Source organism: Streptomyces sp. NBC_00400, assembly GCF_036048035.1.
Classification (GTDB): domain Bacteria; phylum Actinomycetota; class Actinomycetes; order Streptomycetales; family Streptomycetaceae; genus Streptomyces.
The window spans coordinates 5,642,783-5,659,359 of the sequence record NZ_CP107940.1 but is presented as its reverse complement, the minus strand read 5'-3'; the positions used below and the strand labels follow the sequence as shown (position 1 = coordinate 5,659,359).

The 16,577-nt window shown below is 69.8% G+C and carries 13 protein-coding genes; 3 read left to right on the top strand and 10 right to left on the bottom strand.

Going from position 1 to position 16,577, the window contains the following annotated elements; all coding sequences use genetic code 11:
• The first annotated feature begins 100 nt into the window (after positions 1 to 100).
• A complete protein-coding gene (locus tag OHS81_RS24700; RefSeq protein ID WP_328386852.1) occupies positions 101 to 541 on the top strand; it encodes an ATP-binding protein in 441 nt (146 codons plus the stop codon).
• Positions 542 to 619: 78 nt separating this feature from the next.
• Here OHS81_RS24700 and rodA read toward each other — a convergent pair whose 3' ends face one another.
• The 9 genes from rodA to OHS81_RS24655 all read right to left on the bottom strand — a co-directional run bounded on the left by rodA (position 620) and on the right by OHS81_RS24655 (position 11,330).
• On the bottom strand, positions 620 to 1,834 hold the full coding sequence (gene rodA / locus OHS81_RS24695) for a rod shape-determining protein RodA (RefSeq protein ID WP_328386851.1): 1,215 nt from the start codon (positions 1,832 to 1,834) through the stop codon (positions 620 to 622).
• A complete protein-coding gene (mrdA, locus tag OHS81_RS24690; protein WP_328386850.1) occupies positions 1,831 to 3,981 on the bottom strand; it encodes a penicillin-binding protein 2 in 2,151 nt (716 codons plus the stop codon). Before mrdA ends, rodA begins: the two co-directional genes overlap by 4 nt.
• Positions 3,982 to 4,029: 48 nt before the next feature.
• The gene (gene mreD / locus OHS81_RS24685; protein ID WP_328386849.1) at positions 4,030 to 4,749 is read right to left on the bottom strand and encodes a rod shape-determining protein MreD; all 720 of its coding nucleotides are present in this window, start codon (positions 4,747 to 4,749) and stop codon (positions 4,030 to 4,032) included.
• A 3-nt stretch (positions 4,750 to 4,752) separates the two neighbouring features.
• Entirely contained in the window at positions 4,753 to 5,685 is a 933-nt protein-coding gene (mreC, locus tag OHS81_RS24680) for a rod shape-determining protein MreC (protein WP_328386848.1), read from the bottom strand.
• A gap of 244 nt (positions 5,686 to 5,929) precedes the next feature.
• Positions 5,930 to 6,949 (bottom strand): rod shape-determining protein, encoded by a 1,020-nt coding sequence (locus tag OHS81_RS24675; protein WP_003985182.1) that lies wholly within the window; start codon positions 6,947 to 6,949, stop codon positions 5,930 to 5,932.
• Positions 6,950 to 7,243: 294 nt separating this feature from the next.
• Entirely contained in the window at positions 7,244 to 7,657 is a 414-nt protein-coding gene (ndk, locus tag OHS81_RS24670) for a nucleoside-diphosphate kinase (RefSeq protein ID WP_088797646.1), read from the bottom strand.
• A gap of 125 nt (positions 7,658 to 7,782) precedes the next feature.
• Positions 7,783 to 8,136: a DUF4233 domain-containing protein gene (locus OHS81_RS24665; protein ID WP_328386847.1), complete on the bottom strand. Its 354-nt coding sequence runs from the start codon at positions 8,134 to 8,136 to the stop codon at positions 7,783 to 7,785.
• Between the two features lie 2 nt (positions 8,137 to 8,138).
• Positions 8,139 to 9,692 (bottom strand): bifunctional tetrahydrofolate synthase/dihydrofolate synthase, encoded by a 1,554-nt coding sequence (gene folC, locus OHS81_RS24660; RefSeq protein ID WP_328386846.1) that lies wholly within the window; start codon positions 9,690 to 9,692, stop codon positions 8,139 to 8,141.
• A 183-nt stretch (positions 9,693 to 9,875) separates the two neighbouring features.
• A complete protein-coding gene (locus OHS81_RS24655; RefSeq protein WP_328386845.1) occupies positions 9,876 to 11,330 on the bottom strand; it encodes a peptidoglycan D,D-transpeptidase FtsI family protein in 1,455 nt (484 codons plus the stop codon).
• Positions 11,331 to 11,585: 255 nt separating this feature from the next.
• Here OHS81_RS24655 and OHS81_RS24650 point away from each other — a divergent pair, with 255 nt between their 5' ends.
• Complete coding sequence (locus tag OHS81_RS24650) at positions 11,586 to 12,800, top strand: hypothetical protein (RefSeq protein ID WP_328391391.1); 1,215 nt, start codon at positions 11,586 to 11,588, stop codon at positions 12,798 to 12,800.
• Here OHS81_RS24650 and OHS81_RS24645 read toward each other — a convergent pair.
• Positions 12,766 to 15,414, bottom strand: coding sequence for a valine--tRNA ligase (locus tag OHS81_RS24645; protein ID WP_328386844.1), 2,649 nt, complete (start codon positions 15,412 to 15,414; stop codon positions 12,766 to 12,768). The genes OHS81_RS24650 and OHS81_RS24645 overlap by 35 nt on opposite strands.
• A gap of 150 nt (positions 15,415 to 15,564) precedes the next feature.
• Between OHS81_RS24645 and OHS81_RS24640 the strand changes: the two genes are divergently transcribed.
• Positions 15,565 to 16,518, top strand: a complete 954-nt coding sequence (locus tag OHS81_RS24640) for a hypothetical protein (RefSeq protein ID WP_328386843.1) — start codon at positions 15,565 to 15,567, stop codon at positions 16,516 to 16,518.
• The last annotated feature ends 59 nt before the right edge of the window (positions 16,519 to 16,577 follow it).

Genomic DNA, 16,577 nt, shown 5'->3' with positions numbered 1-16,577 from the left:
CCACCTGCGTTACTCTGTGTGACGATTCGAGTACGCAGAGTGCGAATCATGTGTGCCCACCGATCGACGCTCACTCGCCCCCCAGGGGAGGGAGACACCCGTGCACCCCTCAACCGCGCCCGTCACCCGGACACGCCTCCGCGTCCCGGCAGGCGCCCGCCCGTACGTTCTCACCGCACCCAGCACACCCACCGCCCCGAAGGCCGCCCGCGATTTCGTCCACGCCGTACTGCGCCGCACCCCGCTCTCCCCGCTCCTCGACACCGCCGTGCTGCTCACCTCGGAGGCGGTGACCCGCGCTCATCTGCACACACCGCGGACGGCGGACATCCTGCTGCGGATGCTGACCGCCGGGCACGGCCTGCGGGTCAGCGTGCACGGCCGGTCACCGGTCCGGATTCCCCGGCCGGCGCCCGGCGAGCAGCCGGACGATTACGGGCTCCTGCTGACCGGCCGCCTTGCCGACGACTGGGGCACGACACCGCCCGAGGACCTGCCGCGGCCCACCTCGCTGTGGTTCGAGCTGCACCTGGGGCAGTGAGGTGCGCCCCGGCAGAGCTGCGCCCCGAGCAGTGAGGTGCGCCTCGGGCAGAGCCGTGCCTCACGCCGTGAGCCGGCGTCAGCGCGAGGCCGACAGGGGGCGCTGTACCCGGATCGACTGGAGCAGCCCGATCGCGATCCAGACCGCGAACATGGAGGTGCCGCCGTAGGAGACGAACGGCAGGGGGAGGCCGGTGACGGGCATGATGCCGAGGGTCATCCCGATGTTCTCGAAGGACTGGAAGGCGAACCACGCGATGATCCCGGCGGCGACGATGGTGCCGTAGAGCTCGGTGGACTCGCGCGCGATCCGGCAGGCGCGCCACAGGACGACACCGAGCAGCACGATGATCAGGCCCGCGCCCAGAAAGCCGAGCTCCTCACCGGCGACGGTGAAGATGAAGTCCGTCTGCTGTTCGGGGACGAACTGGCCGGTGGTCTGGCTGCCGTGGAAGAGCCCGGAGCCGGTCAGTCCGCCGCCGCCGATCGCGATCCGGGCCTGGTTGGTGTTGTAGCCGACGCCGGCCGGATCGAGGCTCGGGTTGGCGAACGCGGCGAAGCGGGCGATCTGATAGGCGTCCAGCAGACCGAGCTGCCAGATGGCGACACAGCCCACGACGCCGGTGCCGACCAGCCCGAGGATCCAGCGGTTGGAGGCGCCGGAGGAGAGCAGGACGCCCAGGATGACGGCGCCGAGCACCATGACCGAGCCGAGGTCGGGCATCAGCATGATCACGGCGACCGGGACGGCCGCCAGGCCGAGGGCCGTGACGACGGTGCGGTGGCCGGGGTGCGGGCGGTCCCCCGCGTCGACCCGGGACGCCAGGATCATCGCCATGCCGAGCGTGATGGTGATCTTCGCGAACTCCGCGGGCTGGAGCGAGAAGCCGCCGGGGATCGCCAGCCAGGAACGCGAACCGTTGATGGTGGCGCCCAGCGGCGTCAGGACCAGCAGCGCCAGCACGACCGACAGGGCGTAGAGGATCGGGACCGCGCCGCGGAGGGTGCGGTGCCCGAGCCAGATCGTGCCGGCGGCCAGCGTCAGGCCGATACCGAGATTCAGCAGATGGTGCAGGAAGTAGTAGTACTCGTCGCCGTGGTTGAGCTCGGTGCGGTTGCGGGTGGCGGAGAAGACCAGCAGCGCCCCCATCAGCGACAGCACCAGGCAGGACAGCAGCAGCGTCCAGTCCAGTTTGCGCAGCACCGAATCGCGCGCCGTCAGCTTGCCCCAGGTGCCGAGCTCGGGGGTGTAGCGCCGGATCGAGAACGCCCGGGAGGGAGGGCTGGTCGTCACTGTGGGCTCTCCGATGCGGACGGCGACGGCGACGGCAGGACATACGGCTTGATGGGCTGAGCCTCGATGGTCCCGTCACCCTCGATCTTGGGGAGCGAGCCCTGGGGCTTCGGCAGCAGGGCGGCCTTCGGGTTGATGCCCCCCTTCTCGTCGACTCCGTACAGGGCGTTGTAGATGTTGCGTACGGCCGGACCGGAGGCGCCGGAGCCGGTACCACCCTGGGCGATCGTCATGACGATCGTGTAGTCCTTGGTGTACGTCGCGAACCACGAGGTGGTCTGCTTCCCGTAGACCTCGGCGGTACCGGTCTTGGCGTGCATCGGAATCTTGTCCTGCGGCCAGCCCTGGAAGCGCCAGGCGGCGGTACCGCGGGTGGCCACACCCGCCAGCGCGGAATCGATCTGCCGGAGCGTCTTGGGGCTGTCCGGCAGCTTGCCGTGCGACGTGGGCTTGATCTGCTGCACCTTCTTGCCGTCGGGGCTGACGACGGCCTTGCCGACGGTCGGGTTGTAGAGCGTGCCGCCGTTGGCGATCGCGCCGTAGATGGTCGCCATCTGGATCGGTGTGACCAGGGTGTCGCCCTGCCCGATGGCGTAGTTGATGGAGTCGTAGGCGTGCAGCTTCATGCCTTCGAGGCAGCCCTCACGGGCGAGCTTGGTACCGAAGTCCTTCTTCTTGGGCCAGGCCTTGGCCTGCTTGCACCAGCCGGCCTTGTTGGCCTTCCAGAAGTCGGTCTTCCACTTGCGGTCGGGGACCCGGCCGGTGACCTCGTTGGGGAGGTCGATGCCGGTCTCCTTGCCGAGACCGAACTGGTGGGCGGTCTTGTAGAACCAGTCGTTGGGGTCCTTCTTGGGCTTGTCCCCGCCGTCCTTCTTCCACTCCTCGTGCGAGAGCCGGTAGAAGACGGTGTCGCAGGAGACCTCCAGCGCCCGGCCCAGGCTGATGTCGCCGTGGCCCTCGCCCTCGAAGTTCTTGAAGGTCTGGCCGCCGATGCTGTACGAGCTGGTGCAGGGGTAGTGGCCGTTGAAGTCATACCCCGCGTTGATCGCGGCCGAGGTCGAGATGACCTTGAAGATCGAGCCGGGGGCGGCCTGTCCCTGGATGGCGCGGTTCAGCAGCGGGTAGTTGGAGTCCTTGCCGGTGAGGTGGGCGTAGTCCTTGCCGGAGATGCCGCCGACCCAGGCGTTGGGGTCGTAGCTGGGGTTGGAGGCCATCGCCACCACCCGGCCGGTCTTGGCCTCCATCACGACCACGGCACCCGAATCGGCCTTGTAGTTGGTGCCGGTGTTCTTGTCGTGCACCTTGCGGGCGTCCTTCATGGCCTGCTCGAGCTGCTTCTCCGCTATGGCCTGCACGCGGGCGTCGATGCTGGTGACGACGCTCGCGCCGCCCTGGCCCTTCTCGCTCTTGGCCTGGCCGATGACCCGGCCGAGGTTGTCGACCTCATAGCGGGTGACGGCGGCCTTGCCGCGCAGATAGCGGTCGTACGTACGCTCCAGACCGGACCGGCCGATCTGGTCGGAGCGCAGGAACGGCGAGCGGGTGTTCTTGGCCTTGTTGATCTCCTCGTCGGTCACCGGCGAGAGGTAACCGAGCACCTGGGCGGTGTTGGCGTTGCCGGGCTCGGCGTAGCGGCGCACGGCGGTGGGTTCGGCGCTGATGCCGGGGAACGCCTCGGAGCGTTCGCGGATCTGGAGGGCCTGCTGGGTGGTGGCCTCGTCGGTGATCGGGATCGGCTGGTAGGGCGAACCGTTCCAGCAGGGCTGCGGGGTCTTGGCGTCGCACAGCCGGACCTTGTTGCGGATCTCCTTCTCGGACATCCCGAGCACCTTGGCCAGCCGGCCGAGCACGGCCTTGCCGTCGTCCTTCATCTTCAGCAGCTCGGTACGGCTCGCGGAGACGACCAGGCGGGTCTGGTTGTCGGCCAGCGGCACCCCGCGCGCATCGAGGATCGAGCCGCGGGTGGCGGGCTCGATGACCTGCTGGACGTGGTTGTTCTTCGCCTCGGTGGCGTACTCCTGGCCGTTGCGGATCTGCAGATACCAGAGCCGGCCGCCGAGGGTGAGCAGCAGGGAGAAGACCAGGATCTGGATCGCGATGAGCCGGACGCTGACCCGGGAGGTCCGGGTTTCCGGGAGATTACTCATGGCGCGCAGCGCCTCCACGAGGGGTGGTGATCGGAAGGAGAGCGGGCGTCACAGTCGCTTGACCCCCTTGATGCGGCCCGCCTTGTCGCGGGCCGACTTGCCGAGCAGACTGCCGCGCTGGCTGCCGATGCCCGTGCCCGTGCGCAGGGACTTCATGGCGCCGCGGCTGGCCTTGAGCCCCGTACCGGTGGTGAGCCAGCCGTATCCCGCATCGCGGCTGCCGGCCCCGCCGCTCTGGCTGCCGGAACTGTCGCCGGCCAGCAGATCGCCCTCGGTTCTCCGCGCCAGCGCCATCACCACAGGCACCGTGAAGGGGGCCAGCAGCAGGTCGTAGAGGGTGGCGCTGAGCAGCAGTCCGACGATGCCGACATGGCGGGCGGCGGTGTCACCGACCAGCGAGCCGACGCCGGCGTACATCAGCGTCGAGCCGACGGCGGCACCGAGGACGACGAGCAGCGGGAGCGTCGCCGAACGGTGCCGGCCCGAGTCCGGCTTGGTCAGGCCCGCGGCGTAGCCGATGACGCAGAGCACCAGTGCATAGCGGCCGATGGCGTGGTCGGACGGCGGGGCGAGATCGGCCAGCAGCCCGGCGAAGAAGCCGATCAGCGCGCCGCCGACATGGCCGTAGACCAGCGCGAGGCCGACCACGACGAGCAGCAGCAGATCCGGTACCGCACCGGGAAGTTGGAGTCTGGCGAGGATGGTGACCTGGATGACGAGGGCGACGACCACCAGCGGGGCCGAGAGCAGGATCCGGTTGATGCGCATCGGTCAGCTCCTGGGAGAAGCGCTCGCGGAGGGGGTGGCCGTGACGGTGACCGTCGGCGTCGGCTTGGGCTTCGCGGGCGCAGGCGGCAGGACGGTGTCGCGGGGGTCCTGGCGGGGCGGTGCGACGACCACGCCGACGATGTCGAGCTGGGAGAACGAGACGAAGGGCCGGACCTGGAGGTTGCGGGTCAGATCGCCGTTGGACGGCTCGACCTTCATGACCCTGCCGACGGGCACCCCGGGCACGAACGGCTTGTCCCTGCTGGAGCCGAAGGTGACCAGGCGGTCGCCCCGCTTGATGTTGGCCTTGCCATTGAGAAGCTGAACGCGCAGCGAGCGGACGCCCTGTCCGTTGGCGAAGCCGATCTCGTTGGTCTTCTCCATCCGGGTGCCGACGGTGAAGTCGGGGTCGGCGGCCAGCAGGACGGTGGAGGTGTCGGCGCCGACGGTGGTGACCCGGCCGACCAGGCCGTCGCCGTTGAGGACGGTCATATCGCGGGCGATGCCGTCCCGGCGGCCGGCGTCGATGGTGACGGTCCAGGAGAAGCCCTGGGCCGAGCCGATGGCGATGACCTGGGCGCCCTTGATGCCGTACTGGCCGGTGCCCGCGGTCTTGAGGATCTTGTCGAGCTCGGCGGCACGGCTGCGGTTCCGGTCGGAGGAGCCGAGCCTGGCCTTCAGCGCCTCGTTCTCGTGCTCCAGCGTGCTGATCCGGTTGTGCCGGCGGCCGGAGTCCCGCACGGCACCGACGGCGTTGCCGACCGGATTGACGACGCGGGCCACGCCGCTTTCGACCGGGCCGAAGGCAGAGGCGGCGGCTTGCCGGGCACCATCGAGCGGGGACTGTTCGCCGCCGCGGATATCGACCGTGATCAGCGCGAACGCGATCGCGACCAGCAGCACCAGCAGCAGCCGGCTCTCTCGTGTGTCCCTCACGTGCGGCGGCCGTGTCCTTCCTCGTAGGACCGGCCGGCTGCGGGCCCCGCCGGTCTCGTTCGGGAGTTGAGCGTTGTGCCTGATATGACGGTGCCGGATGGTGAAGCGTCAGTGCACCGTGTCTGTCGGGATGTTGTGCCTGTATATCAGCGATCCGCCGGGCTGACCGGCCGCGGTCGCCAGGGGTCCCGACCGCCGCGGACGCCGTTCGACGGCCGCTGCGCGGAGCGGGACCCGGGCCGTGCTACCTGCGCGGCTGGGAGTCGAGGACCTGCTGGAGCGCCTCGAACTCCTCGACGCACTTGCCGGAACCGAGCGCGACGGAGTCGAGCGGGTCCTCGGCGATGTGGATGGGCATACCGGTCTCACGGCGCAGCCGCTCGTCGAGGCCGCGGAGCAGGGCGCCGCCTCCGGTGAGCACGATGCCGCGGTCCATGACGTCACCGGACAGCTCCGGCGGGCACTTGTCGAGCGTCGTCTTGACCGCGTCGACGATGGAGTTGACCGGCTCCTCGATGGCCTTGCGGACCTCGGCGGCCGAGATGACGACGGTCTTCGGCAGGCCGGAGACCAGGTCACGGCCGCGGATCTCGGTGTGCTCGTCCTGTTCGAGGTCGTACGCCGAACCGATGGTGATCTTGATGCTCTCGGCGGTGCGCTCGCCCAGCAGAAGGCTGTACTCCTTCTTGATGTGCTGGATGATCGCGTTGTCGAGTTCGTCGCCGGCCACCCGGATGGACTGCGCGGTGACGATGCCGCCGAGCGAGATGACCGCGACCTCGGTCGTACCGCCGCCGATGTCCACGACCATGTTGCCGGTGGCCTCGTGGACCGGCAGGCCGGACCCGATCGCGGCGGCCATCGGCTCCTCGATGATGTGGACCTGGCGCGCGCCGGCCTGGGTCGAGGCCTCGATGACCGCGCGGCGCTCCACTCCGGTGATGCCGGAGGGGACACACACGACGACCCGCGGGCGGGCCAGATAGCGCCGCTTGTGGATCTTCAGGATGAAGTAGCGGAGCATCCGCTCGGTGATCTCGAAATCGGCGATCACGCCGTCTTTCAGGGGCCTTACGGCGACGATGTTGCCGGGCGTGCGCCCGATCATCTTCTTCGCCTCAGCACCTACCGCGAGAATCCCGCCGGTGTTGGTGTTGATGGCCACGACCGACGGCTCGTTGAGGACGATGCCGCGGCCCCTGACGTACACCAGCGTGTTGGCGGTCCCGAGGTCGACAGCCATGTCACGGCCGATGAACGACATGTTGTTCCCCATGAGGATACGTCTGGCCTTCCCAACTGGAGCGAATGCTTACTGGAGGTCGGCAGGAGGTGATGCGCTGTGCGGCGCGGAAGCCCCCATCGTAGTTCGTAGTGCGCCCACTCGAACACGTCGGGAGGCTGTTCCGCCATTGTCAGCCGTACAGGCACCCGCCCCCCTTAATGGTGACGTCGTGTCGCGATGATGCGTTCCCCCGATCGTGTCGTATACACCAAAGGGCGACCGATGATTTCTTCGGTCGCCCCTGGTCACGCGGGGTGCACAGCTGACGACTCGTCAGGAGATGCCGGGGAAGAAAATCTTGATTTCACGCTCTGCGGACTCTTCGGAATCCGACGCATGGATCAGATTCTCTCGGGTGATCGTTCCGAAGTCCCCACGAATGGACCCACCCGGCGCGGCAATCGGGTCAGTCGGACCGGCGAGCGTCCGCACGCCTTCGATCACCCGCTCACCCTCGACGACCATCGAGACCACCGGTCCGGAGGACATAAAGGCGACCAGGGGCTCATAGAACGGCTTGCCGACGTGCTCGGCGTAGTGCTGCTCGAGAAGCGCACGGTCCAGGCTGCGCAGCTCCAGCGCGCTGATCGTCCAGCCGGCCTTTTTCTCGATACGGCCGAGAATCTCGCCGATCAGACCGCGCTGGACGGCGTCGGGCTTGAGGAGGACGAGGGTGCGCTGGCTCACGGAGGAACTCCCTGGATATGAACAATGGTCAGCGGGTGAACTGAGGCTACATGGGTGACCCGGCCCCGGGCGGCCCCGCCCCCGGCCACCTTCCCCGGGGCCCGGGGCGGCGCCGGCGCCCTCTCTCAGGCCGGCTCGCCCGACGCCTCGGCCTGCGCGGCCCAACGGGCCTTCGCCTCATCGATCTTGCGTCCGAAGTGGACCGACGCCCACCACAGGGCCGCGAAGACCGCGCCCAGGAAGAACATCGTCGGGACCACGAAACCGGCGGCGATCAGGGCGAGCTGCAGTACCCAGCCGAGCTGGACGCCCCCCGGGCGGCCGAGCATCCCGCACAGCAGGAGGCTCAGCAGCATCCCGATGCCGCTGACCGTCCAGACCGTGGCCGCCGGCAGGTCGGTCATCTGCATCGCGACCAGGCCCGCGAAGCCGATCACGAAGAATTCACCTATCAGGGTGCTCGCACACAGGGTGCGCATGATCAGCCCCTTCCCATCAGCAGCCGGGCTTCGCCGACCGTGATCACCGAGCCGGTCACCAGCACACCCGCTCCGGAGAACTCGCCCTCTTCCTCGGCGAGGGTGATCGCCGCCTCCAGGGCGTCGTCGAGCCGCGGCTCGACCTGCACCCGCTCGGCGCCGAAGACCTCGACGGCGACGGCCGCCAGCTCATCGGGATCCATCGCACGATGGCTGGAATTACGTGTCACCACGACCTCGGCGAAGATCGGCTCGAAGGCCTCCAGGAAGCCGCGTACGTCCTTGTCCCCGCTGGCCCCGACGACACCCACCAGCCGGCTGAAGCCGAACGCCTCGGTGACCGCCTCGGCCGCCGCCCGCGCACCCGCGGGGTTGTGTGCCGCGTCCAGCACGACCGTGGGGCTGCGCCGTACGACCTCCATCCGGCCGGGCGAGCTGACCGCGGCGAACGCGGAGCGGAGGGTGTCGATGTCCAGGGTGCGGGCGTGGTCCGAGCCGACACCGAAGAACGCCTCGACCGCGGCGAGCGCCACCGCGGCGTTGTGGGCCTGGTGGGCGCCGTACAGCGGCAGGAAGATCTCGGGGTACTCGCCGCCCAGTCCGCGCAGGGTCAGCATCTGGCCGCCGACCGCGACCTCGCGGCTGAGCACGCCGAACTCCATGCCCTCACGGGCGACGGTGGCGTCCACCTCGACCGCGCGCTTGAGCATCACCGACGCCGCGTCCACCGGCTGCTGCGCCAGCACGACCGTGGCGTCCTTCTTGATGATCCCGGACTTCTCGCCGGCGATCTGCTCGGGCGTCTCCCCCAGCCGGTCGGTGTGGTCCAGGGAGATCGGGGTGACCACGGCGACATCGCCGTCGATGACGTTCGTCGCGTCCCAGGTGCCGCCCATGCCGACCTCGACGACCGCGACGTCCACGGGGCTGTCGGCGAAGGCGGCGTACGCCATGGCCGTGAGCACCTCGAAGAACGACAGGCGGTACTCCTGCTGGGAGTCGACCATCTCCACGTACGGGGCGATGTCCCGGTAGGTCTCGATGAACTGCTCGGCGGAGATCGGAGCGGCGTCCAGGCTGATCCGCTCGGTGATCGACTGGACGTGCGGGCTGGTGTAGCGGCCGGTGCGCAGGTCGAAGGCGGACAGCAGGGCCTCGATCATCCGGGCGGTGCTGGTCTTGCCGTTGGTGCCGGTGATGTGGATGGACGGGTAGGCACGCTGGGGTTCGCCCAGGATGTCCAGCAGCGCCGCGATGCGCTGCACCGACGGGTCGAGCTTGGTCTCGCCCCAGCGGCCGGCCAGCTCGTCCTCGACGGCGCGCAGCGCACGGTCGACCTCGGGGTCGGCCGGGCGGGCAGGGATTCCGTCCCCCTGCGGCGGCCCGGCCTGGGCGCGCAGGGTCCGGCTGCCGGCCTCGATCACCGCAAGATCCGGGGATGGGGTCTCCCCTGCTTGAGCGGAGTCGAGAGCTTGGGGACGGTCGGTCTCCGCCTCGACCAGTTCGTCGAAGGCTTCGTTCGGGTCGGGGTCGTCGTTCTGGGGGCGCTCGCTCACGCCGACCAGTCTACGAGGCACGTGTGACAGCGGTGCGCTGCGCTGCCCCCTCCCGGGTACCGCGCCGCCTGCGGGGGGGGCGGCCGGCGCGACCGGCCCCGGCCCCGCCGTGCTCCAGGACCCGGCCCCGAACCCGGACCCGGCTCCGTACGCCGGAGCCGCCCCCGCCTACGCCCGTGCCGCCTACCTCAGCGCCGCCTTCATCATCGCCCGCGCGGTCGGCGCCGCCAGCCCGTTGCCGGAGACCTCGTTGCGGGCGGCATGCCCGTCCTCGACCATCACGGCCACCGCCACCCGGTGCCCCTTGCCGTCCTCGGCGTAGGAGACGAACCAGGCGTAGGGCGTACCGCTGTTGTCGACGCCGTGCTGGGCGGTGCCCGTCTTGCCGCCGACGGTCAGTCCGCCGATCTTCGCGCCGGACCCGGTGCCCTTGTCCACGACCGTCTGCATCGCCGACTTCAGCTGCCCGGCCGTGTGCGCCGACACGGCCTTCCCGTCGCCGTACGCCGCCGGCCCGAAGTCCTGGACGGTGTTGCCGCCGCCGTCGGTCAGCTTGTCGGCCATCTGCGGCTTCTTGAGCTCGCCGCCGTTCGCGAGGGCCGAGGAGACCATCGCCATCTGCAGCGGGGTCGCCTGGTCGTCGAACTGTCCGATCCCGGACAACGCGGTCTGTGCCTCGTCCATGCCGGAGGGGTAGACGCTCTTGCCGGCCCGCACCGGGGTGTCCACCTTCCCGTCGTTGAAGCCGAACTTCTCGGCCTGCGCCTTCACCTTGTCCTTGCCCAGGTCGACGGCCATCTTCGCGAAGACGGTGTTGCAGGAGTACTGGAGCGCGGTGCGGATGTCCGCGTTCTTGCAGGGCGCGGAGGCGTTCTCGTTGGTGAGCTTGGTGCGGGTGTGCGGGAGGGTGTACGGATCGGGGCTGTGGGTGGGCTCGTCCACCGAGGAGTACAGACCGTTCTCCAGCGCGGCCGCGGCGACCACCAGCTTGAAGGTGGAGCCGGGCGGCAGCGGCTGCCGCAGCGCCCGGTTGACCTCGGGGTGGTCCGGGTCGGCGGACATCTTCTTCCAGGCCTTCTGGTCGGACCCGTCGGACCCCGCGAACGTCCCCGGGTCGTACGAGGGGGTGCTGACCATGCCCAGGATCCGCCCCGTGGCCGGGTCCATGGCGACGGCGGCGCCCTTCTTGCCGTCCAGCGCCCGGTAGCCGGCCTTCTGCACCGCGGGGTCGATGGTGGTGGCCACGTCGCCGCCCTTGGCCCGGGTGCGGGTCAGCGCGTCGGCGGGGCTCTGCAGCCGGCTGTCGGAGCCGTCGAGGAGGTCGCCGTAGAGGCTCTCCAGCTGGTTGTGGCCGAAGATCTGCGAGGTGAAGCCGGTGACCGGGGCGTAGAGCGGGCCGTCCCGGTAGGTCCGCTTGTACTTGAGCGTGGAGGAGGTGGCGGCGGAGCCGGTCACGGGCTCCCCGCCGACGAGGATGTTGCCCAGCGGCGCCGCGTACTTGCCGATCGCCACCCGCGGATTGTGCGGGTCCTCCTTGTACTCGCCGGCCTTTGCGCCCTGGATCCAGGTGGCCCAGCCCATCAGCGCGACGATGAGGGCCAGGCAGAAGATCGAGGCCCGGCGCAGGGGCTTGTTCATGGAGCGCGGCTCCTCGGTGGGGGACGGGCGGTGGTGCGGGCATTCCGGCATTCCGGCGTTCCGGCATTCCGCTCCACCGTGCCCCGGCTTTATGAGAGCGCGATGAGAACCGCCGGACCGGCCCCCGAGGGACAACTTTCCGCCGCCTTTCGCCCTCTTCCACGGCGGGCTGTCCACGCCCCGGGATCAAGATCATCACAACGCAGCGCACGGGAAGGCTGGAGCTGAGGACGGGTGCCGGCAATCAGTCAGCGGATGCATTTGGTACTGCTCACCGCCTGGACGGTGCTGTGGTTCGTCCTCGTCGAACCGCACGGCGGCTTCTCCTGGCACTATCTGCGCACCGGCGGCGAACTGATCTACCAGGGCGACGCGGGCGACGGCTCCGGCGGCCTGAACCTCTACGCGCACCACCCCGAGCTCCAGATGGGCCCGCTCAGCTTCCTGACGGCCGGCCTGTTCAACCCCTTCCCCGAGGCCACCGGGCAGTTCCTGGCCGCGGCGCTGATGTCGCTGCTCGGCCTGGTCATCGTGGTGCTGGCGGGCCGCAGCGCCGCCTTCCACTTCCTGGGCACCGGCACCAACCACCAGCGGCTGCGGCAGCGCGTCCTGATCGCCGGGCTGGCCTTCATCCCCATGTGGATCGAGGTCGCGGTCCGCTTCGGGCATCTCGACGACGTCCTCGCGCTGTTCTTCACCGCCCTCGCGGTACGGGCCCTCACCCGCGGCAACGCCGCGCTCACCGGCGCCTGCCTGGCCCTGGCGATGGATTCCAAGCCCACCGCGCTGGCCTTTCTCCCGCTGCTGCTCGCCCTGCCGAGGGAGAAGTGGCTGCGCACCGGGGTGTGGTGCGCGGGCCTGGTGGCCCTCGCGTGGCTGCCGTTCTTCGTCGGCGACCCGCAGTCCTTCGCCGCGGCGAAGTTCGCCATCCCCAACCATCCGGCGTCCGCGCTGCGCTGGCTGGGCGTCGGCGACCCCGAGACCCCGGGCTGGGACCGCCCCGCCCAGGCCGCGCTAGGCCTGGCACTGGGCTCGATCGCCGTGTGGCGGGGGCGCTGGGCGGCGGTGGTGCTGCTCGGCGCCAACGCCCGCATCGTGCTCGACCCCAGCGTCTACACGTACTACACCGCGTCGGTGCTGCTCGGCACCCTGCTGTGGGACGTGATCGGCCAGCGCCGGCTGGTCCCCTGGTGGAGCTGGCTGGCCCTGCTGATCCTCTACGGCAGCGTCTTCGCCGTCCCCGACGATGCCGCCCGGGGCCTGATCCGTCTGGCGTTCGTGGCCGTCTCGACGGCGTATGTCCTGCTCTGGCCGGTACGCGAACGGGGACGGCGGGAGCCGGGACGGCGCAGGCCCCCCGCCCGTACGGACGAGGGGCCTGCACATCACGGTCCCCCACACGGCCCGGATGCCGGACCGTGGCCGGGGCCCGCGCCTACGCCTGGGGCAGGGCCGCCAGCTGCGCGGTGATCCGGACGATGTCCGCCTCCGCGGCCTCCAGCCGGCCGCGGATCTTCTCCACGACCTTCTCCGGCGCCTTGGCGAGGAACGCCTCGTTGCCGAGCTTGGCGGTGGCCTGCGCCTTCTCCTTCTCGGCGGCGCCCAGGTCCTTCGTCAGCCGCTTGCGCTCGGCCTCGACATCGATCGCGCCGGACAGGTCCAGCGTGACCGTCGCGCCCGCGACCGGCAGCGAGGCGGTGGCACTGAATCCCTCACCGGCCGGCTGCAGCCGCAGCAGCGAGCGCATCGCGGCCTCGTGGGGCGCCAGCGCCGTACCGGACAGCTCCAGCTGCGCCGGGACCTTCTGGCCGGGCTGCAGCCCCTGGTCCGAGCGGAAGCGGCGGACCTCGGTCACCACCTGCTGGACGGTCTCGATCTCCCGCTCCGCCGCCGCGTCCCGGAAGCCGCCCGGGGCGTCGGCCCCTGCGACGAGCACAGCCTTCGGCCAGTCGGCGATCACGACCGACTCACCGCCGGTCAGCGTCGTCCACAGGGTCTCGGTGACGAACGGGACGATCGGGTGCAGCAGCCGCAGCGTGACGTCCAGGACCTCGCCCAGCACCCGGCGCGAGGCGTCGGCGGCCGGGCCGCCCGCCATGAACGTGGTCTTGGACAGCTCGACGTACCAGTCGAAGACCTCGTCCCAGGCGAAGTGGAAGAGGGTGTCCGACAGCTTCGCGAACTGGTAGTCGTCGTAGTAGGCATCGACCTCGGCGACGACCGAGTTCAGCCGCGAGAGGATCCACCGGTCGGTCGCCGACAACTGCTCGGCGGGCGGGAGTTCGCCCTCCACCGTCGCACCGTTCATCAGCGCGAAGCGCGTGGCGTTCCAGATCTTGTTGGCGAAGTTCCGGGAGCCCTGGACCCAGTCCTCGCCGATCGGGACGTCGACACCGGGGTTGGCGCCACGGGCGAGGGTGAAGCGGACGGCGTCGGAACCGTAGGCGTCCATCCAGTCCAGCGGATTGACCGCGTTCCCGAAGGACTTGGACATCTTCTTGCCGAACTGGTCGCGGACCATGCCGTGCAGCGCGATGGTGTGGAACGGCGGGGTGCCGTCCATCGCGTACAGCCCGAACATCATCATCCGGGCGACCCAGAAGAAGAGGATGTCGTAGCCGGTGACCAGGACGGCGTTCGGGTAGAACTTCCCGACGCCCGGGGTCTGCTCGGGCCAGCCGAGCGTGGAGAACGGCCACAGCCCGGAGGAGAACCAGGTGTCCAGGACGTCGGTGTCCTGCGTCCAGCCCTCGCCGCTGGGCGCCTCGTCGTCCGGTCCGACGCAGACGACCTCGCCGTTCGGCCCGTACCAGACGGGGATGCGGTGGCCCCACCACAGCTGCCGCGAGATGCACCAGTCGTGGAGGTTGTCGACCCAGCCGAAGTAGCGGGACTCCATCTCCTTGGGGTGGATCGCGACCTTGCCGTCACGGACCGCGTCACCCGCGGCCTTCGCCAGCGGGCCGACCTTGACCCACCACTGCATCGACAGCCGCGGCTCGATGGTGGTCTTGCAGCGCGAGCAGTGGCCGACGGAGTGGGGGTACGGGCGCTTCTCGGAGACGATCCGGCCCTCGGCGCGCAGCGCACCGACGATCGCGGACCGGGCCTCGAAGCGGTCCAGGCCCTGGAACGGGCCGTGCGCCGTGATGACGCCGCGCTCGTCGAGGACGGCGAGGTTGGTCAGGCCGTGCCGGCGCCCGATCTCGAAGTCGTTGGGGTCGTGCGCCGGGGTGACCTTGACCGCGCCGGTGCCGAACTCCGGGTCGACGTGCTCGTCGGCGACGACCGGGATCCGGCGGCCGGTCAGCGGCAACTCGATCTCGGTGCCGACGAGATGGGCGTAGCGCTCGTCGTCCGGGTGGACGGCGACCGCGGTGTCCCCGAGCATCGTCTCGGCCCGCGTCGTCGCCACGACGATGGAGGCGTCGCCCTCGCCGTACCGGATGGAGACCAGCTCGCCGTCGTCGTCCTGGTACTCCACCTCGATGTCCGAGATGGCGGTCAGACAGCGCGGGCACCAGTTGATGATGCGCTCGGCGCGGTAGATCAACTCGTCGTCGTAGAGCCGCTTGAAGATCGTCTGGACGGCCTTGGACAGGCCCTCGTCCATGGTGAAGCGCTCCCGCGACCAGGCGACGCCGTCGCCGAGCCGGCGCATCTGGCCGGAGATCTGGCCGCCGGACTCGTTCTTCCACTGCCAGACCCGCTCGACGAACGCCTCACGGCCCAGGTCGTGCCGGGAGACGCCCTCCTTGGCGAGCTCGCGCTCGACGACGTTCTGGGTGGCGATACCGGCGTGGTCCATGCCCGGCTGCCACAGGGTCTCGTAGCCCTGCATGCGCTTGCGGCGGGTGAGGGCGTCGATCAGCGTGTGCTCGAAGGCGTGCCCCAGGTGCAGGGAGCCGGTGACGTTCGGCGGCGGGATGACGATGGTGTACGGCGGCTTGTCGCTCTTCTCGTCCGCCTCGAAGTAACCCCGCTCTACCCAGCGCTCGTACAGCGGCCCCTCTACATCGGCCGGCGTGTACTGAGTCGGCAGTTCGGGGGCGCTGTGGTTGCTCTGCTGAGTGTTCTCGGTCACGACGCACAGTGTACGGGCGCGGATGTCGCAGCTTCGAATCGGTTTCGCCCCCGGGGCACCGGCTGTCAGCGGCGTCATACAGGATGTCGGAAGCGTATAAACATCACGCAGCACTCAACTGGCTTCAGTTGTCACGAGGGGAACCGCTCCATGAGCTTCAACCAGCCGCCTCCCGGCCCGTACGGCCAGCAGCCCCAGCAGCCCGGCCCGTACGGCCAGCCGCAGCAGCCGCAGGCCCCGCAGCAGGGCTACGGCTACCCGCAGCAGGGCGGCCAGGTCCCGGGGCAGCAACAGGGCTACGGCTACCCGCAGCAGGCCCCGCAGCAGGGCTACGGCTACCCCCAGCAGGGCGGCCAGCCCGGCTACGGCCAGCAGGCTCCGTACGGCGGCCAGCAGACCCCCTACGGCGCGATCCCGCAGGGCGCTCCGGAGAGCGGTGGCAACGGCAAGAAGATCGGCCTGATCGTCGGCGCGGTCGCGGTCGTCGCGGCGATCGGCGTGGGGGCGTACTTCGCGTTCGGGTCGGGCGGGGATGTGAAGCCGTACACGATCTCGTTGCCGAACACGCTGCTGAGCGGGCAGTTCGAGAAGGCACAGAGCCCCGGCAGCTCGGGGGGCGCCGAGGACTTCACCAACGACAAGGAAGCCAAGGCGATGGGCATCACCAACGCCAAGGGCGTCAACGCCGGCTACAAGAGCAGCGCCGGGCTGCAGCTGACGGTCAGCGGCGTGTACGGCAATGTCGCCGACCCTGACGGAACCGTGGGTCAGGTGTTCGCCAAGGTGGACGAGGGGCAGAAGAAGACCTTCGAGAGCAAGGGCGCCAAGATCGAGGACGTCACCCCGACGACCACGTACTCGCCGAGCGACTTCGACGGCTCGGTGATGAAGTGCCGGACCCAGAAGGTCACGCTCTCGCAGGGCGGGGTGTCCGTGCCCGTCACCGTCTCCACCTGTGTCTGGGGCGACAGCAGCGCCATCGGCGTCGTCCAGGCCGCGTCCGCACCGTCCCCCACCGGTGGCACCACCGCCACGACGCCCGGCGCGGAGGAGCTTTCCGAGAAGACCGCCAAGATCCGCACCGAGGTCCGCAAGGAGAAGTAGCGGTTCACCACGAGTCGTCGGTCACCGCCACCGACCGGCGACGGCACGGAGCCGCCCGG